The sequence below is a fragment of the Pararhizobium sp. genome (assembly GCF_965279435.1).
Lineage (GTDB): Bacteria > Pseudomonadota > Alphaproteobacteria > Rhizobiales > Rhizobiaceae > Pararhizobium.
The window spans coordinates 605325-621729 of the sequence record NZ_CBDIHY010000002.1 but is presented as its reverse complement, the minus strand read 5'-3'; the positions used below and the strand labels follow the sequence as shown (position 1 = coordinate 621729).

Sequence of the window (16405 nt, the reverse complement as noted above, 5' to 3'; positions counted from 1 at the left end):
GGTTGGTTTTGCCGAGCTTTTAGCGCCGAGCGAGTGATTTGGCAAAGACAAGCTCAAGACCCGTCAATCACCTCTTGGGGCGTATTGCCCGCGAAGCATCGATTTGATGCAAGGATATCTGTGCAGGGTGTTATCGATGCATGCTCGCATACAAATGTGTGTTTCGGCGCCCTCAAAAGATTGGAACATATCTTGGATATCCCACTTGGACGAAGCCCACCTTCAATGGCGTCGTCGTTGGCGCTATCGCTAGGACCATAGTTGGTTTTACTAGGGGCGACTGGGTGACCGGCGATACTGCGCGAAAGAACTCCGCCGTGCCGCCTTGGTGAAAGATCGCTCATGGCAGAAAATTGAGGCTAACATGCCGGGCGCTGTCCTGAAATGTTGTTCCACACATCCGATCGCCATCCGTCTGTTTCAAAATCTCTAGGAATGACCATGTCCAAATTCACCGATGAGCGCCTGAATAAACTTCTCGCACTGGGAAGCCGCATCGAGAGCGAAGCCAGACGAAAGCAGCAGGAAATCGAACTGGCCAAATCCAGGAAGGCCGACCGTAAACAATGGGTGGAGGAAAACTGGGTGCAGGTGTTCCGGCCGAAGATCGAAAGCCTCATCGAGATCCTGAACCAGAAGCTTCAAATGGCTGATATGCCGAAAATGCGACTGACCGAGCCAGCTCCGGGGACGTCGTCCAAAGTCGAGATGGAAATCGCCAGCGAGCTGACGGGCCGCTCGATCCGAAGTGCCGTTAGCCTGACCGAGGATCATATCCAGTTCCAGCACTACCGCCGCTCCTCTGCGCAAAGCGTATCGGTTGGGCATAACGTGATCGGCCTCGACGATTTCACTACGGATAAAGTCAACGAAGTTCTGATCGACGTGCTCGATGCTTTTACCCGTGATTTTCCCAAATAGGGCAAACCGCACCGCACAGAATATATCCGGCAGGTTGAGCCAAAGGGTTGGCACCCGGTGCCTTGCAGCACCGGGTGCCAGAGATCTCAGCGATGCAAAAGAGCGCGCTGCTTGACATGTGTTTCCCAGGTTGTCGTGGCCTCAAGAGCCGCCTGCTTGTTGTGAAACGCGAAAGTATGCTGGCCACTGGCACGGCTCGCGGGGCTGAAAGGCAGCGCATCATAGTCGGTGCCCTCGTTGATCCCCACGGATTGGAGAACCGCCTTGATCTCGTGCACATAGCGTCCGGTGATGGCAAAATCGACGTTCATGGAATTTCCTTTGCGGTGCATGCCAAGCCACAGGGCTTGTCATGGGTTCATTGGTGTTGGCGTAACGGATCGGGCCGATCGAAGGCCCGCAATTTTTCGTACAAAGCTTCGACCGCTGCCGCTGCCAGACCGGCGGATGCGGCATACCCTTGCGAGGCAATGGCGGTTTCGCTCCGAGCACTCGACCAGCGCCACAATCCTTTGAAACGCGGACGCGGCTCCAGGAATATCCGCCCGATCGGGATATCGCCGTCGAAGCCGAGGAAATCATTTTCGAGAGACAGTTCCAGCAATCGCCACTGATAATGGGATCGCTTGATTTCAACGGGCGTCACAGGTTTTGTCTTCCGCTGTTGGCATGCGTTTGCGTCGGGCACAGCGTTCTCGGCGCTTGTCTGGTGAAACCCGGCGCGTTCTCAGTCTTTCGCGCGTTTCTTCGGATCAGCGGGCTTGGCGGTGACGGCCTTGTCAGCAGCTGGCGCAGATGGCTGCTTCAACTCTTCTTCAGTCTTGGGGCGAAACTTGATCATCTCGATGGTCTTTCGGCTGTGCTCCGAATTGAGGGGAGCTGGTATTTTCGTCATGAAAACAAGGTAAAATGTGTAACCCGTTCAGAAATACGCCTGATCGACAGCCATGCAGGCGCCAAGCGCCAAAGACAAAGTCAATGTCCACTGGATGAAGAAAAGAACATATCGAAAGTGATAAATGGAATCGAAGATTGATTTCATCGCCGGACTCCCGTGATAAATCGGATATCTGGTGCTTTATCATACTGCACTGGATTTATGTTTTAATTATTCAAACACACAGGGTTATGTTCGCTCCCTGTCGCAGAATGACTGCTGGCACTCGCAGTCGCAGAGTGCTACTCCTTGTGCAGGGGAGAAGCCATCCGGCTGCAAGCCCATTAAGGATCCAAACATGGCTGATACCAATTTTCGTCCGCTGCACGACCGCGTTGTGGTGCGCCGTATCGAAGCCGAAGCAAAGACCAAGGGTGGCATCATCATTCCTGATACGGCCAAGGAAAAGCCGCAGGAAGGCGAAATCGTCGCCGTCGGCACCGGCACCCGTGATGAAGCAGGCAAGATCGTTGCGCTCGACGTCAAGGCCGGCGATCGTATCCTGTTCGGCAAGTGGTCGGGCACCGAAGTCAAGCTCAACGGCGAAGACCTTCTGATCATGAAGGAAGCCGACATCATGGGCGTTATCGGCTGATCTCAGCCTCACCGTTCATTTCCCTTTCCTGAAGACATTGGGCGATACGCCCGGGAGTTCTTTCTATGGCTGCCAAACAAATCAAATTCGGCCGTGACGCGCGCGAAAAGCTGCTGCGCGGCGTCGATATCCTCGCCGATGCCGTCAAGGTCACGCTTGGCCCAAAGGGCCGCAACGTCATCATTGACAAGTCCTATGGCGCACCGCGCATCACCAAGGATGGTGTAACGGTCGCCAAGGAAATCGAGATCGAGGACAAGTTCGAAAACATGGGCGCCCAGATGGTGCGCGAAGTGGCCTCCAAGACCAATGACATCGCCGGTGACGGCACGACGACGGCAACCGTTCTCGCCCAGGCCATCGTCCGCGAAGGCACCAAGGCGGTTGCAGCCGGCATGAACCCGATGGACCTGAAACGCGGCATCGATCTGGCCGTGACGGAAGTGGTCAAGGGACTGGTGGCCAAGGCCAAGAAGATCAGCACCTCGGAAGAGGTGGCCCAGGTCGGCACGATCTCTGCCAATGGCGAAACCGAAATCGGCCAGTACATTGCGGACGCGATGCAGAAGGTCGGCAATGAAGGCGTCATCACGGTTGAAGAAGCCAAGACCGCCGAAACCGAACTCGAAGTCGTCGAGGGCATGCAGTTCGACCGCGGCTACCTCAGCCCTTACTTCGTAACCAATCCTGAAAAGATGGTTGCTGAACTCGAGGACGCCTATGTGCTGCTGCACGAAAAGAAGCTATCCAATTTGCAGGCGCTTTTGCCTGTGTTGGAAGCCGTCGTTCAGACCGGCAAGCCGCTCCTGATCATCTCGGAAGATGTCGAAGGCGAAGCGCTTGCTACGCTCGTCGTCAACAAGCTGCGAGGCGGCTTGAAGATTGCTGCCGTCAAGGCCCCTGGCTTCGGCGACCGCCGCAAGGCTATGCTTGAAGACATCGCGGTTCTGACTGCGGGGCAGGTCGTGTCAGAGGATATCGGCATCAAGCTCGAAAATGTCACGCTCGACATGCTCGGCCGCGTCAAGAAGGTCACCATTACCAAGGAAAACACTATCCTTGTCGATGGTGCAGGTAACAAGGCTGAGATCGATGGCCGCGTTGCCCAGATCAAGGCCCAGATCGAGGAAACGACGTCTGACTACGACAAGGAAAAGCTGCAGGAACGTCTTGCCAAGCTTTCGGGCGGCGTTGCCGTCATCCGTGTTGGCGGTGCGACTGAAATCGAAGTGAAGGAAAAGAAGGACCGTATCGACGACGCGCTGAACGCAACCCGTGCAGCGGTCGAAGAAGGCATCGTCCCAGGCGGCGGTACGGCTCTGCTGCGCGCCTCGATCGTTCTCGATATCAAGGGTGCAAACGACGATCAGACTGCGGGCATCAACATCGTGCGCAAGGCCCTTCAGTCGCTGGTTCGCCAGATCGCTGAAAATGCAGGCGACGAAGGCTCGATCATCGTTGGCAAGATCCTCGAAAGCAACACCGACAACTACGGCTACAACGCCCAGACCGGCGAATTTGGCGACATGATTGCCATGGGTATCGTCGATCCGGTCAAGGTTGTTCGCACAGCCCTGCAGAACGCGGCTTCGGTTGCTTCGCTGCTGATCACCACGGAAGCCATGATTGCCGAACTGCCGAAGAAGGATTCGGCTGGCGGCAGCATGCCTGACATGGGCGGCATGATGTAGAGCGTTTTCGTTTCGAAAACGACGACAGCATTCCAAACCAAGAGGGGTCCGGCGATCGGGTCCCTCTTGGTCATTTGTAGACAGAACGATTTTTGAACTGAGCTATACACCAACGTCTGCCTTCATCACACGATCATGTGTGTTTCGCGGTGAAAGCCTGCACCGAATCGGTTTCCCTCCTGAGTTGCTCGAAGCAGGTCAGGGCCGGACAAGGCAAAGTTTAGTGCCCGAATGTGGTCATGCCTATGGGCTTCGGATTTTTGCGAAAATTTCTCGATCCGGTCACGGAAATGAGATATTTGCCCCCAAACCCACGTTCCACCATGAACTATTTAGTGGCAGTCGAGAATGGTCATGTTTCTCATCTCTGCCCTTTGCCGGAAACCATGGCTCGTGGCCTTCCTCGGTGCGCATTGACGGCATGGAGTTCCCGCGCAATCCGCCGACCTGAGGGCGGTGTGCCGCGCCAGAAAGTGGTCTACAGTGGAAGCGCAAACGCAATGCGTTTGTCGCGACAAGTACCGTAAGCGACAACCATCAGTGAATGTTTTATGCTGCCAGTCTGCTCATTGTGACGGGCTCTACCAAAACCTAGAGGACAATCAGGAGTTCAGGTCGCAAGTTTGCGCGCCTCTGTCATCCGCTTTGTGGACGCTGGCAACAGGTTCCGTTGTTTTGCCTGTTCAGATGCCTGTCCGGGAACCAATTGCCCAGTTGCGTGTTTACCGCCGCCGGACAGTTGGTAACTCTCCTGCCGGCCTCATTCACTTTCAGGAGCTATCACTATGAACTTTCGTCCGATCGTTGCCGGCCTTGTTTTTTCTCTTCTCTCCGGCGCCGCCTTTGCGCAGACCGCCGCAGCAACTGGCGCTGACGCTGCACTTACCGGTCCTGGCATCACGATGGGGACTGCCGCCACCATCCCACTCAAGTATGTGAACATCCAGGACACAGATCTGATGACCTCGAGGCTGATCGGCATCGACATCTACAACAAGCAGAATGAGGCGATCGGCGAGATTTCCGACGTTGTGATCGGTGATGGAAAGTCGGTTATCGGTATTGTTGCAAGTGTCGGCGGCTTCCTCAGCATCGGCGAAAGCTACGTCGTTCTCGATCCGGCATCGGTTGCCCTTGCTGAAGTTGACGGCAGCTGGAAGGCCTATGTCGACACCACGAAGGACGATCTGTCGAACGCCCCCAAGCTCGACTATTCGAAGTTGAAGAAATAACCGGCACGGGTGAGCTTTCGGGCTCACCCAACTTCGTCCTCTGGACGCAAGCTCACAGAGTAGGACCCGGCGTGACAGTTCCGTCCTCGCGGAGCGAGGTTTCACACATATCTATCGATAGAGCAGCCCATGATCGACCAGATTTCTGCAATCGGCCAATCCTTCAACGTGCTGCCGCATCTCGGCGCACTCGTCATTGCCTATCTGCTGGCACTGCCGATCGGCTGGGATCGAGAAAAGAGCGAGAGGAGCGCCGGTTTGCGAACCTTTCCACTCGTCGCGATCGCGAGCTGTGGGTTTATTCAGGCGACGGAAAACCTGACGGCAGGAAATCCTGAAGCCACCGCGCGTATCGTCGAAGGATTGATCACCGGGATGGGCTTCATTGGCGGTGGCGCGATCCTGGTGGTGAGCAAAAGTGTCCGGGGAACCGCGACGGCGGCCAGTCTGTGGGCGACGGGAGCGATCGGGACCGCTGTGGGGCTGGGAGCCTACGACATCGCACTTGTTCTATCGATCATGACCTTCCTTACATTGCGCCTGATGACCAATTTCAAACCCTCAGACGAAGCGACCGAAAAACCTGCCGGAAGTCCTGATGATGTCGCGAAAACAAAAGGAAATTCCGATCCCGTTTGATTGCTGTCAGTATTCGCACGCCAGTGGATTTGATTTTCTATCTTCAGCTACCGGGTCAGGCGGATATCACTGGTGACAATCAGGCGGCCAGTCTTCGGGTCGTTGTCGATCGTTCTCAATCTTAAACCTCTGGTGCCGATCTTTTCGATTGTCATCTGAGCGGTTCGGTCACCATTGATATCCCGGCTCCACCGGACGGTGAAGTTGATCGAATTGCCGGTGCGCGAGCCGGAAAGACGAGACGGGCGGCCTGACGGTCCGATGTAGGTTCCGCTATATCTCGTGCCGTCTGCCCTGATGTCGGCGGAAACGGCCCGCCTCACCACCACCAGCCCACGGCACTGGCCCGACATGACAAGAGATATACCCCGCACCGTGCTGTCAAACCTGCATGTAACCTTGAAAGGCCGGGATCCGATTTTCGTCGTCACCGAACCATTGCCTGACCAACTCCCCTCGATCGACTTCAAAAATCCTGCTTCGTCCGCCAAGGCGGGTTTTAAGAACAGCATGAGCGTCAGCCCGACGGCTCCGATGACGGAAATTTTCATGTGATGCCCTCCGGTGTTCGGGGAGACGTCCCCGAACACGTCTTCGCACAACGTTGTGTGAACCAAACGGTTCCTGCTGTAGCCACCTCAGCGAAGCCTAAACGTCACAAGCGCGCTATTTGGCGGTGAAGAACGTCAGCAGGACCTTCCCCTTCTCCCCAACGAGGCAGACGAAGCGGTCGGCTTTTCCAGCCACCCCCTTTCGCTCGATATAGGCTTCACCCAGAATGACTGTCTTGACCGAGACATCCTCAACCTTGGTGTCAGCCGCACTGACCGCAAGGCTTTCAGGATCGAAAACCAGCCCGGTGATCTCCGATGACTGCCCTTGAAGGGCAACAAGGCCGGTCGAGTTGCAAGCAGTCACGGCCGGGTCCTCAGGCGTCTGAGCCGACACTGACCCGGCGAATAAAAGAGACGACATCGCTGCCATCAGGTATCGATTGAATGTCATGATGATTCCTCAACTGCCCTGAGAATATTGGGCGGGGCAGGTCCGCGACCGTCAACGCTTATGGGCGCATCCGGTTCCATTGTGCCTTTACCGGCATAGTTCGCGTTGGCGGGCGAACTCTAACACTAAGTAACCCAGATTTCAGCAGCGTCGCGTTGGAGCAGGGCAAATACACCTCCGTGGAGCGTGCCACACGGAGGCCAGCCACTGCGGCAAGACTGGCCTTGAGCTGCCCAGGATTTGGGGCAACTGTTTCTCCAGCATAGCAAGTCGGCCCATGCAGTCTTGATGCCTGCAAGGCCGGCATGGCGTGTGCTGGCATTCATCAATGCAACTCACGCACCATCTTTGGGCTTCTCGAGATGGCCACCGAAGGCAAACCGCATGGCGGACAGAAGCTTGTCGCCGAACTCGGACTCACCTTGCGAGCTGAAGCGCTGGAACAGCGCCGAAGACAGCACAGGAACGGGAACGCCCGTGTCGATTGCAGCCTTCAGCGTCCAGCGTCCTTCGCCGGAATCCGAAACCCGGCCGCTATAGGCGGACAGCGCCGGGTCGCTTTTGAGTGCGTCCGCCGTCAAGTCCAGCAACCAGGAACTGATGACGCTGCCGTGCCGCCAGACCTCCGATACGGCGGCCATGTCGATGTCGAATTTGTAGTATTGCGGTGTCTGAAGCGGACTTGTTTCCGCGTCGGCCTCACGCTTTTCGTTGCCCGAATTGGCGGCCTTGAGGATATTCATACCTTCGGCATAGGCTGCCATCATGCCGTACTCGATACCGTTATGGACCATCTTCACAAAATGGCCCGCACCGCTCGGTCCGCAATGGAGATAGCCCAGATGAGCCGTCCTCAGTCCTTCGCTTTCCGCTGCGGCATTGGCATCTCTGCCGGGAGCGAGCGTTGCAAAGACAGGGTCCAGATGCTGGACGGCCGCATCCGGGCCGCCGATCATCAGGCAGTAGCCCCGCTCGAGGCCCCAGACACCACCGCTGGTGCCGACATCGATATAGTTTATACTGCTGGCCTGAAGTTGCGCGGCCTTGTCGACGGCATCATGATAATGGGAGTTGCCGCCGTCGATGATGATATCGCCTGGGATCAGCAATGCGGCGAGCTTGTCGACATTTGTGCCAGTGATAGCTGCCGGAAGCATCAACCAAGCGCAGGCTGGCTTTTTCAGCCTGGCCACAAAATCCTCCAGGCAGGTTGAGCCGACCGCACCTTCAGCCACCAGAGCTGCGACACTGGACGTGTTGATATCGTAGACGACGCATTCATGACCGTCGCGTAGCAGGCGTCGGACCATATTCGCACCCATCCTGCCCAAACCCATCATTCCGATCTGCATAGATGTGCCCTTTTTGATAAAGCCGACGTCAAAAGCATAGCGAAGCTGCCGTGGGTATCTAGAGAGCCGATCGCAATGGTGAAGGCGTTGGTCGGAAAATGCTATTCACGGGTCAGGGAGAATGAAGAATACCATAGGGCAAGCGGTCACATGCATCGGCGGACGCATGCTCATGACTTTTCGCGGCGACCAGTCTATCGCGCGAAATCCAGATTATAAATTATCGGCACCCGATTCCTAAAGACATTCCGGCAATTGCCACAATCACGCCGGATATTTTTGCGACTGCGTTTTCGTCCAAGGATCTTGTTTTGGCTGCCGGGCGATAATACCTCAATCGCCGAGATGGTTTTTGCAAGGAAATTGGGCCTCAGAATACCGGGACTCAGCCATTGCATTGCCCATTCTGAAGCCCGGAATTTTCTCATTGGCTTATCGCACCAGAGAACGCTACGCACATGCCCGCTCAATGCCGACAATGAAAAAACACAGAGCTTTCAGCCGTTGCCTTTGCGCGGAGCCCACGACCTGCCGGCTTGCACCGCCTGGGAAGATCAGGTGGTTCTGAGGACGGCCCCAAAGCGTTCTTGCGTTTTCAACGATTACAGATGACCACCACCACGAATGGTGTGCCTGACTTGGCACCCCAGCGTTTACCGGTCTGCTTACTCCCCTCCTTCGAATGTTTCGGCATGCAGGCACATATGATCGAACCCGTAAAACGACGTGTGGTTATCCATTTTCCTGGCTTTGAACGCATGGACGCCCAGGCTCACCACAGACGTTTCAAAAGATCAGCGCAACGCTCGGCGGAAGTCTGGGGTTTTTCGACAGCCATTGACCCGTTATCCGAAGCAGCCGGGGTGCCCCATTTTGCGGCCGTTTGCGAGGCGCAGGGCTGGCGAACCGCAAGCACGATCTACCTGTGCGATCACAATGGCCTTGTCGAAAAATTCAGCGACAAACCAATCTTCCAAAGAATTCTGGCGGGCTTTGCAAGCTTCGGGTCCGTTATCGTTCAAGGTGGGCTGGCAGCCTATTTCCGGCACGCTTGGCGGTTCGGCCTGTTCTTTCTGTTTCCCTTCCTTCTTATGAGTATCGGTCTTGCCGGAAGTCTCGCCGTCGCGGCTTTGCCTCTCTGGTTGGGCTTCCCGCCCTGGCACTATCTCTGGAGCCTGCCGCTCGCTTGGGCATTCTATCGCTACGTCCTTCTACCTTTTTCGGAAAGGTATCTTACGCTCCACTTGTTCGCCGATTGGGAGTTGGCAGCGTCGGCCGCACGCATTGACGGCCCGGACCTCACCCGTTGGCTTGAGCGGCAGTGCAACACTATGATCGAAGCGCTGGAGGAACCTGCGGACGAATACGTCATCAGTTCGCACAGCATGGGATCGACGCTTGCTGCGCATGTGCTGGGTATGGTGCTTGAACGCAAGCCTGACGCCATCGCGGGCAAACGCGTGGTGTTTATCACGCTCGGCGGGGCGATCCTGCAATGCGCGCTGCTCAAATTGGCAAGCAGGCTGCGTCAACGCGTCGGCGCAATAGCCCGCGCTCCGGAGGTGTCTTTTCTGGAAGTACAATGCCTGACGGACGTGATCCATTTCTACAGGAGCGCGGTGGTTTCGCTGTGTGGACACCACGATGCGCCGCAAGCGGAGTTGATGTTTATCAGGGTAAAGCATCTTCTGGCCCCGGAACGCTACCGGAGAATCAAACGCGATTTTCTCAGAGTACATAGACAGTATGTGCTTCACGCGGATGTGCGTGGTTCATTTGATTTCACGCTGCTGACCACAGGGCCGTTTCCTGCCGATCTCACCACGGATTATTCGAAAAGAGACTTTGGAGGCTTCGCGGACGCGCTGCTTTTTGAAAAGACAAAACTCTGAGAGCCGGTGTCACGGCGTCCACGAGAGGGATGCGGCCGCTCTATTGAAGGCGTTTTGAGGCGATCAGGCAACAGGATTTGTCGGCCGGTGTCGAAGACAAATGCTGTCAGCGCATGTAGGCAGGTTATCTGTACATCATGGTGCAGCCGGGATCGCCTTACCCAATCCACACGCAACGCATTTCAGGCCGTAGCCGACCTCACGCTCTTTAACGGCTTGCAGTTCGCCGGATACCGCCTTACTGATACGATCATCCGATGACTTGATGAATAGAGCGATGCGACCTCTTTCCCGAACCAGCCTTACCGACACCGCTGTCGAAGCAATCCGAACTGAAATCCTCTGCGGCAGGTGGCCGGTGGGCGGAACGTTGCCGAATGAGGCGATGTTGTCGTCGCTTTTGTCGGTCAGCCGGGGAACCGTGCGCGAGGCAGTGCGCGTTCTTGTGGCCAAGGGATACCTTGAGACCCGGCAGGGTTCGGGTACCTATGTCCGCTCCAAGACCGACCCAAGCGAGAGTTTTTCGCGTGCACGCGGCGCCGGTTTGCGCGACTTGCTTGAGGCGCGGTGTGCGCTGGAGGTCGAAGCCGCCCGGATGGCTGCTATCCGTCACGCCCCGGCGGCGATCCCGGCATTGCGTGCGCTGCTTGAGCATCGGGGCCGGAGCGGCGAGGGCGATCGTGAGGAATATATCCTGCGTGATCTTGCTTTCCACAAGGCCGTCATTGCCGCGTCAGGCAATCAGGCCATGATCGAGATCTACGCGTTTTTCTCTGCCTCCATCCGCGAAACCATCGAAGCGACGCTCAGTGATCAACTCCCCGAGCCTGACATGCAGGCGCACGCGGATATCATCGACGCCATTGCCTCCGGTTCGCCGGACAAGGCTGATGTGGCGGCGCGCCGTTTCATGGCGCCGATACTGGCCGCGCTCGACAGGATGCTGCTTTCATGACCGCCGGCCCAGAATCCTCAAGGCCGCTGCTGGCTATCGATGATCAACTGATCGACGCCGAGATCGACAGCGCGCCGCAACCGCGCGTCGTGACGCCGCCGGGTGCCGCCGCGCGCTTGCTGCTCGGCGCCAGTCTCGTTCTGATCGCGTTCAATCTCCGCCCGGTGTTTTCCAGTGCCTCTGCGCTGCTTCCGGAAATTGCCCAGACGTTCAGTCTGTCTGCTACAGGCATTGGTTTGCTCACCACGTTGCCGGTCGTCTGCCTGGGGGCTTTTTCTCCACTGGCACCGTGGCTGGCACAAAAGATCGGAACGGAGCGAACCCTTCTGGGTGTCCTTGCTCTACTGATGCTGGGAACGGCACTTCGCAGTTTCAGTTCAGTTCCGCTTCTCTTCCTTGGAACGGCGCTTGCCGGCGCCTGCATTGCTGTCGGCAACGTCCTTTTGCCCGGCCTCGTCAAGCGCGATTTCCCAGACAAGGCGGCCCTGATGACGGGTTGCTACACAATGGCGCTTTGCGCCGGTGCCGCCGCCGCTGCTGGCCTCACCTTGCCGATCGAACATCTTCTCAATGGTTCAGCGCCTGCGGCCCTCGGTGCCTGGGCGTTGCCTGTTTTCGTTGTTCTCCTGTTGTGGCTGCCACAGACGCTTTCGCTCCGCCGCCGCCCCAAGCATGCCGGATTTCGGGTCGAGGGGCTTTTGCGCGATCCGCTCGCCTGGCAGGTGACGCTGTTCATGGGGTTCCAGTCAGCGCTTGCCTATTCGGTCTTCGGCTGGCTCGTGCCAATTCTGCGCGAGCGTGGGCTCGATGGAATTACGGCTGGCGCCATCGTGTCCGTTTCGGTCATGGTCCAGGCCGGCGCCTGCCTCGTCATTCCGCATATTGCCGTTCGCCGCCCCGATCAGCGCGCCGTCGTAGTGATACTGCTTTCGGCAGCGGTCATCGCTTTGCTCGGGCTGCTTTTTGCACCGCTGTCGATGGTCTGGATCTGGGCGGTCCTGCAGGGTGTAGGGCAGGGTGGTCTCATCGCTGTTGCCATGACGATCATCGTGCTGCGGTCCCCGGATGCGCATGTCGCAGCGCATCTCTCGGGAATGGCGCAATGCGTCGGCTATCTCCTGGCCGCAGTCGGGCCTTTGATCGTTGGCCTTCTTCACTCGTGGACGGGCAGCTTCGCTGCCAGCGCCTTCCTGTTTATCCTACTGGGGCTTGGTGCCGGTACTGCCGGATGGGGCGCAGGGCGTTCCGTGCATGTGAAGGCCCGTACAATAGAGCGGCAGGTGCAGCCGGCTCCCTAGTGTAAACGACTGAACCGCCCATCTCGCAGGATGCCACGGTATGCGCGCCCTGCCTCATTGCGACAGGCGTGCAACGGCACCGGGGCGGGGCTGGATCGATAGATCCTCGTCCTCCAGCCCAGTTTCGAGGCCTTGCAGGATTGGACAATGCGGACGGTGGTCGCCGTTGCAGGTGTTGACCAGCATAGTCAGCGTATGGGCCATGTCCTGAAGCCCCTTGATCTTCTTGTGCAGTTCATCGATGTGGCCCTGCGCCAAACGCTTGACCTCGGCGCTCTGCCGGGTGTCGTCACGCCACAGGCCAAGAAGATCGCTGATCTCGGCAACCGAGAAACCCAAATCGCGCGCGCGGCGGATGAAGCGCAGCATATGGACGTCGGTGTCGGAATAATCGCGGTAGCCGGACGACTTCCTGTCTGCGGCCGGTATGAGGCCGGTCTGCTCGTAGTAGCGGATCATCTTGGCAGAAACGCCCGATGCTCTTGATGCCTGCCCGATGTTCATCAGTGTTCTCCTTGAAATGGTTGATCAGCCGGCCTGGATAGAGGGCCGGCTGATGCGGTTTGTCAGTTGACCATCTTGAACGTGCGCAACCGCAGTGCATTGCCGAGCACGAAGACGCTCGACAGGGCCATGGCGCCCGCGGCAAAGACCGGTGACAGCAAGATGCCGTAGGCCGGATAGAGCAGACCCGCCGCGACAGGGATCAGTGCGGTGTTGTAGGCAAACGCCCAGAACAGGTTCTGCCGGATATTGCCGATCGTCGCTTTCGACAGAGCGATCGCATTCGGGACGCCCTGCAGGCTGCCCGACATCAGCACCACGTCCGCCGCCTCGATGGCGATGTCCGTGCCTGTGCCGATGGCGAGACCCACGTCCGCTTCGGCCAGCGCCGGGGCGTCGTTGATGCCGTCGCCGACGAAGGCGACCTTGCCATACTTGGCCCTGAGACGGCGAACCGCATCGACCTTGCCGTCCGGCAGCACTTCCGCCACCACCTCATCGATCCCCAGCCGGGCAGCGATCGCCTTTGCCGTGCGGGCATTGTCGCCGGTGATCATCGCGACCTTGAGGCCAAGAGCATGCAGGGCCTTGATGGCCGCAGGTGTTGCCTCCTTGATCGGGTCGGCCACGGCGATGATCGCCGCGAGCTTGCCGTCGATTGCGGCATAAAGCGGCGACTTGCCTTCGTCGCCCAGACGTTCGGCAACCTTGGAGAACGCTGCCACGTCATGGCCGAGCTCGACCATGTAGCGGTCTGCACCAATCTCGACGTTCTTGCCGTCTACCTTGGCCTTGACGCCAAAGCCTGTCACCGATTCAAAGTCCGAAAGGGGTGGCAGCGAAATGCCTTCCGCAATGGCAGCGTCCACGATCGCACCGGCAATCGGGTGTTCCGACTTGGCCTCGACGGTGGCAACCAGACTGAGGACGAACGAACGGTCGAAGCCATCGGCCAGTTCCAGATCGGTCAGGGCCGGCTTGCCCGCAGTCAGCGTGCCGGTCTTGTCGAGCGCCACAACCTTGGCGTCCTTCAGCAACTGGAGCGCTTCTCCCTTGCGGAACAGCACGCCGAGTTCAGCGCCCCGGCCGGTACCCACCATGATGGAGGTCGGCGTTGCCAGACCCATGGCGCACGGGCAAGCGATGATCAGCACGGCAACCGCATTGACCAGCGCGAAGGTGAGCGCCGGCGACGGGCCGAACGTGAGCCAGGCGGCAAAGGTCAGCGCTGCGACCGCAAAGACCGCCGGTACGAACCACATGGTGACCTTGTCGACCAGCGCCTGGATCGGCAACTTGGAGCCCTGGGCTTCTTCGACCATGCGGATGATCTGCGACAGAACCGTATTGCCGCCGACCGCCGTTGCGCGGAAGGCGAATGCGCCCTTCTGGTTGACCGTGCCGCCGACGACCGCACTACCCACCGACTTTGAAACCGGGATCGGTTCGCCGGTGATCATCGACTCGTCGACATAGCTGGCGCCTTCCACCACTTCGCCATCGACAGGCAGACGTTCACCAGGACGAACCTCGACGATATCGCCGGAGATGACCGAGCCGATCGGCAGATCGACCGTCTTTCCGTCCCTTTGGACACGCGCCGTCTTGGCTTGCAGGCCAGCGAGGCGTTTGATTGCTTCTGATGTCCGACCCTTCGCACGCGCCTCAAGCAGGCGGCCGAGCAGAATAAGCGTCACGATGACGGCGGCGGCCTCAAAATAGACGTTGATCGTTCCGGGCGGCAGGAAGCCGGGTGCGAAGGTTGCGACCAGCGAATAGCCATAGGCGGCAAGCGAACCAACGGCCACAAGCGAGTTCATGTCCGGCGCAAGACGCCAGAGCGCCGGCAGCCCCTTATCATAAAACCGGATGCCCGGAATGAACAGCACCAGCGTTGTCAGCGCGAACTGAATGTACCAGCTCCACTGCATCCCAATCGTCGCGTCGATCAGCCCATGCACGCCCGGAATCAGGTGCGATCCCATCTCGATGAGAAAGATCGGCGCCGTCAGCACTGCTGCGATGGTGAAGTCACGGGTTAGTTCGCGGCGCTCTGCGTCCTTCTTTTCGGCGCGCTCAGCATTCTCGTCCTCGCCGCCATTGCCGGCGGCGGCGCTGATGACCTTTGCGTCATAACCGGCATCCTCAATCGCCGCAATCAGGGCGGCCGTATCGGCGGTTCCGTGGATCGTGGCGCGTTCTGTCGCCAGATTGACGACCGCCTCCGTCACGCCGGGGATAGCCTTCAGCGCGCGCTCGACCCGGCCGACGCAGGATGCGCAGGTCATGCCATCGATCGATAGTTCTGTGGGACCGACTGGGCTGGCAGATTTTACCGGCACGGAATAACCGGCATTTTCGATGGCCTCGACAAGTTTTGCGCGGGCAACAGGCGATTGGGTGGTGATGCTCGCACGCTCCGTCGCCAGGTTGACCGATACGGTCTCAACCCCCGGGACGGCTTTTAAGGCTCGTTCTATACGGCCAACGCAGGATGCGCAGGTCATGCCCTCTATGGGGAGCGATATCGCTCCGGATAAGTCTGTTGTTCGAACGGGGGCATTCATAGCCGCCTCCTTTTCTCGTTCCGAAATTCAGGTTCGGACGGATGATGGGGCTTCCAACCATGGGAAGGTCAATAGCAAATTTTCCGTCCCCGCACCACTTGACCTTCCCATGGTTGGAAGCCCCATCTTCACCGTCATAAGCCAAACAAGGAGAATTCCAATGGAACTGAGAATCGAGAACATGACCTGCGGCGGCTGCGCCAAATCCGTTACCAAGGCGATCCAATCCGTCGATCCCAATGCCGGGATCGAGACCAATCCCGCCGCACGCACAGTCAAGGTCGAGACAACTGCAACCTCGGCAGCCCTTCAAAAGGTTCTCAAAGACGCCGGTTATCCGGCAACCACGCGCTAAGCAGGAGCGGTATCATGAACAAGCTCACGCCAATCTTCATTGCAGGATCGCTGGTTATCAGCGCAGGCCTTGCGTTCGCGCAGAGCCAAATGAACAAGGACAATCCGATGCAGGGGCACGATATGACGGGAATGGAGATGTCGGACATGGAGATGCCGGGCTCCGATACCCCGTCCACCAAGGCTTACCTCGCCGTCAATGACCGCATGCATAAGGACATGACGGTCGCGTTCACCGGCGATGCCGACATCGACTTCATGCGCGGCATGATCCCGCACCATCAGGGCGCGATCGATATGGCGACAGTCGTGCTGGAATACGGCAAAGATCCGCAGGTCCGCAAGCTCGCCGAAGAGGTGATCAAGGCCCAGGAAGGCGAGATCGCCATGATGAAGACATGGCTGGCCGCACGCGGTCAGTAGCAATATGAGGGCGGCTCTCAGGAGCCGCGCCTCGCTTAGG

18 protein-coding genes are annotated in these 16405 nt (G+C 58.1%); 11 read left to right on the top strand and 7 right to left on the bottom strand.

Annotated features, from left to right (window positions below):
• Positions 1–441 precede the first annotated feature (441 nt).
• On the top strand, positions 442–921 hold the full coding sequence (locus tag ACQY8Q_RS04420) for a hypothetical protein (RefSeq protein WP_113245773.1): 480 nt from the start codon (positions 442–444) through the stop codon (positions 919–921).
• Positions 922–1007: 86 nt separating this feature from the next.
• Here the strand turns inward: ACQY8Q_RS04420 and ACQY8Q_RS04415 are convergent, their stop codons facing one another.
• Entirely contained in the window at positions 1008–1232 is a 225-nt protein-coding gene (locus tag ACQY8Q_RS04415) for a hypothetical protein (protein ID WP_428425037.1), read from the bottom strand.
• A gap of 47 nt (positions 1233–1279) precedes the next feature.
• Positions 1280–1609 carry a hypothetical protein gene (locus ACQY8Q_RS04410; protein ID WP_428425035.1) on the bottom strand — a complete coding sequence of 110 codons (330 nt, stop codon included), beginning with the start codon at positions 1607–1609 and terminating at the stop codon, positions 1280–1282.
• 21 nt (positions 1610–1630) lie between these two features.
• On the opposite strand from ACQY8Q_RS04410, the gene ACQY8Q_RS04405 reads away from it, so the two are divergent.
• From ACQY8Q_RS04405 to ACQY8Q_RS04385, 5 genes are all read left to right on the top strand, one after another.
• Complete coding sequence (locus tag ACQY8Q_RS04405) at positions 1631–1957, top strand: hypothetical protein (RefSeq protein WP_428425033.1); 327 nt, start codon at positions 1631–1633, stop codon at positions 1955–1957.
• A 199-nt stretch (positions 1958–2156) separates the two neighbouring features.
• A complete protein-coding gene (gene groES / locus ACQY8Q_RS04400) occupies positions 2157–2453 on the top strand; it encodes a co-chaperone GroES (protein ID WP_428425031.1) in 297 nt (98 codons plus the stop codon).
• A gap of 65 nt (positions 2454–2518) precedes the next feature.
• On the top strand, positions 2519–4144 hold the full coding sequence (groL, locus tag ACQY8Q_RS04395; protein ID WP_428425029.1) for a chaperonin GroEL: 1626 nt from the start codon (positions 2519–2521) through the stop codon (positions 4142–4144).
• A 785-nt stretch (positions 4145–4929) separates the two neighbouring features.
• Positions 4930–5376, top strand: a complete 447-nt coding sequence (locus ACQY8Q_RS04390) for a PRC-barrel domain-containing protein (RefSeq protein WP_428425027.1) — start codon at positions 4930–4932, stop codon at positions 5374–5376.
• Between the two features lie 129 nt (positions 5377–5505).
• On the top strand, positions 5506–6015 hold the full coding sequence (locus ACQY8Q_RS04385; RefSeq protein WP_428425025.1) for an MgtC/SapB family protein: 510 nt from the start codon (positions 5506–5508) through the stop codon (positions 6013–6015).
• A gap of 47 nt (positions 6016–6062) precedes the next feature.
• Here the strand turns inward: ACQY8Q_RS04385 and ACQY8Q_RS04380 are convergent, their stop codons facing one another.
• The 3 genes from ACQY8Q_RS04380 to gnd form a co-directional block, all read right to left on the bottom strand.
• Positions 6063–6566: a hypothetical protein gene (locus tag ACQY8Q_RS04380; protein WP_428425023.1), complete on the bottom strand. Its 504-nt coding sequence runs from the start codon at positions 6564–6566 to the stop codon at positions 6063–6065.
• A 115-nt stretch (positions 6567–6681) separates the two neighbouring features.
• A complete protein-coding gene (locus ACQY8Q_RS04375; protein WP_428425021.1) occupies positions 6682–7020 on the bottom strand; it encodes a hypothetical protein in 339 nt (112 codons plus the stop codon).
• 335 nt (positions 7021–7355) lie between these two features.
• Positions 7356–8372, bottom strand: coding sequence for a phosphogluconate dehydrogenase (NAD(+)-dependent, decarboxylating) (gene gnd, locus ACQY8Q_RS04370; RefSeq protein WP_428425019.1), 1017 nt, complete (start codon positions 8370–8372; stop codon positions 7356–7358).
• A 707-nt stretch (positions 8373–9079) separates the two neighbouring features.
• Here gnd and ACQY8Q_RS04365 point away from each other — a divergent pair.
• From ACQY8Q_RS04365 to ACQY8Q_RS04355, 3 genes are all read left to right on the top strand, one after another.
• Positions 9080–10264 (top strand): hypothetical protein, encoded by a 1185-nt coding sequence (locus tag ACQY8Q_RS04365; RefSeq protein ID WP_428425556.1) that lies wholly within the window; start codon positions 9080–9082, stop codon positions 10262–10264.
• A gap of 277 nt (positions 10265–10541) precedes the next feature.
• Positions 10542–11219: a FadR/GntR family transcriptional regulator gene (locus tag ACQY8Q_RS04360; protein ID WP_428425017.1), complete on the top strand. Its 678-nt coding sequence runs from the start codon at positions 10542–10544 to the stop codon at positions 11217–11219.
• The gene (locus ACQY8Q_RS04355; RefSeq protein ID WP_428425015.1) at positions 11216–12517 is read left to right on the top strand and encodes a CynX/NimT family MFS transporter; all 1302 of its coding nucleotides are present in this window, start codon (positions 11216–11218) and stop codon (positions 12515–12517) included. Before ACQY8Q_RS04360 ends, ACQY8Q_RS04355 begins: the two co-directional genes overlap by 4 nt.
• A 54-nt stretch (positions 12518–12571) precedes the next feature.
• Here the strand turns inward: ACQY8Q_RS04355 and cueR are convergent, their stop codons facing one another.
• Both cueR and ACQY8Q_RS04345 read right to left on the bottom strand, forming a co-directional pair.
• Positions 12572–13021: a Cu(I)-responsive transcriptional regulator gene (gene cueR / locus ACQY8Q_RS04350; protein ID WP_428425013.1), complete on the bottom strand. Its 450-nt coding sequence runs from the start codon at positions 13019–13021 to the stop codon at positions 12572–12574.
• Positions 13022–13083: 62 nt separating this feature from the next.
• On the bottom strand, positions 13084–15588 hold the full coding sequence (locus ACQY8Q_RS04345; RefSeq protein WP_428425011.1) for a heavy metal translocating P-type ATPase: 2505 nt from the start codon (positions 15586–15588) through the stop codon (positions 13084–13086).
• 160 nt (positions 15589–15748) lie between these two features.
• Between ACQY8Q_RS04345 and ACQY8Q_RS04340 the strand changes: the two genes are divergently transcribed.
• The gene (locus ACQY8Q_RS04340; protein ID WP_428425009.1) at positions 15749–15943 is read left to right on the top strand and encodes a heavy-metal-associated domain-containing protein; all 195 of its coding nucleotides are present in this window, start codon (positions 15749–15751) and stop codon (positions 15941–15943) included.
• An 89-nt stretch (positions 15944–16032) separates the two neighbouring features.
• Positions 16033–16365, top strand: a complete 333-nt coding sequence (gene copM, locus ACQY8Q_RS04335) for a CopM family metallochaperone (protein ID WP_428425554.1) — start codon at positions 16033–16035, stop codon at positions 16363–16365.
• The last annotated feature ends 40 nt before the right edge of the window (positions 16366–16405 follow it).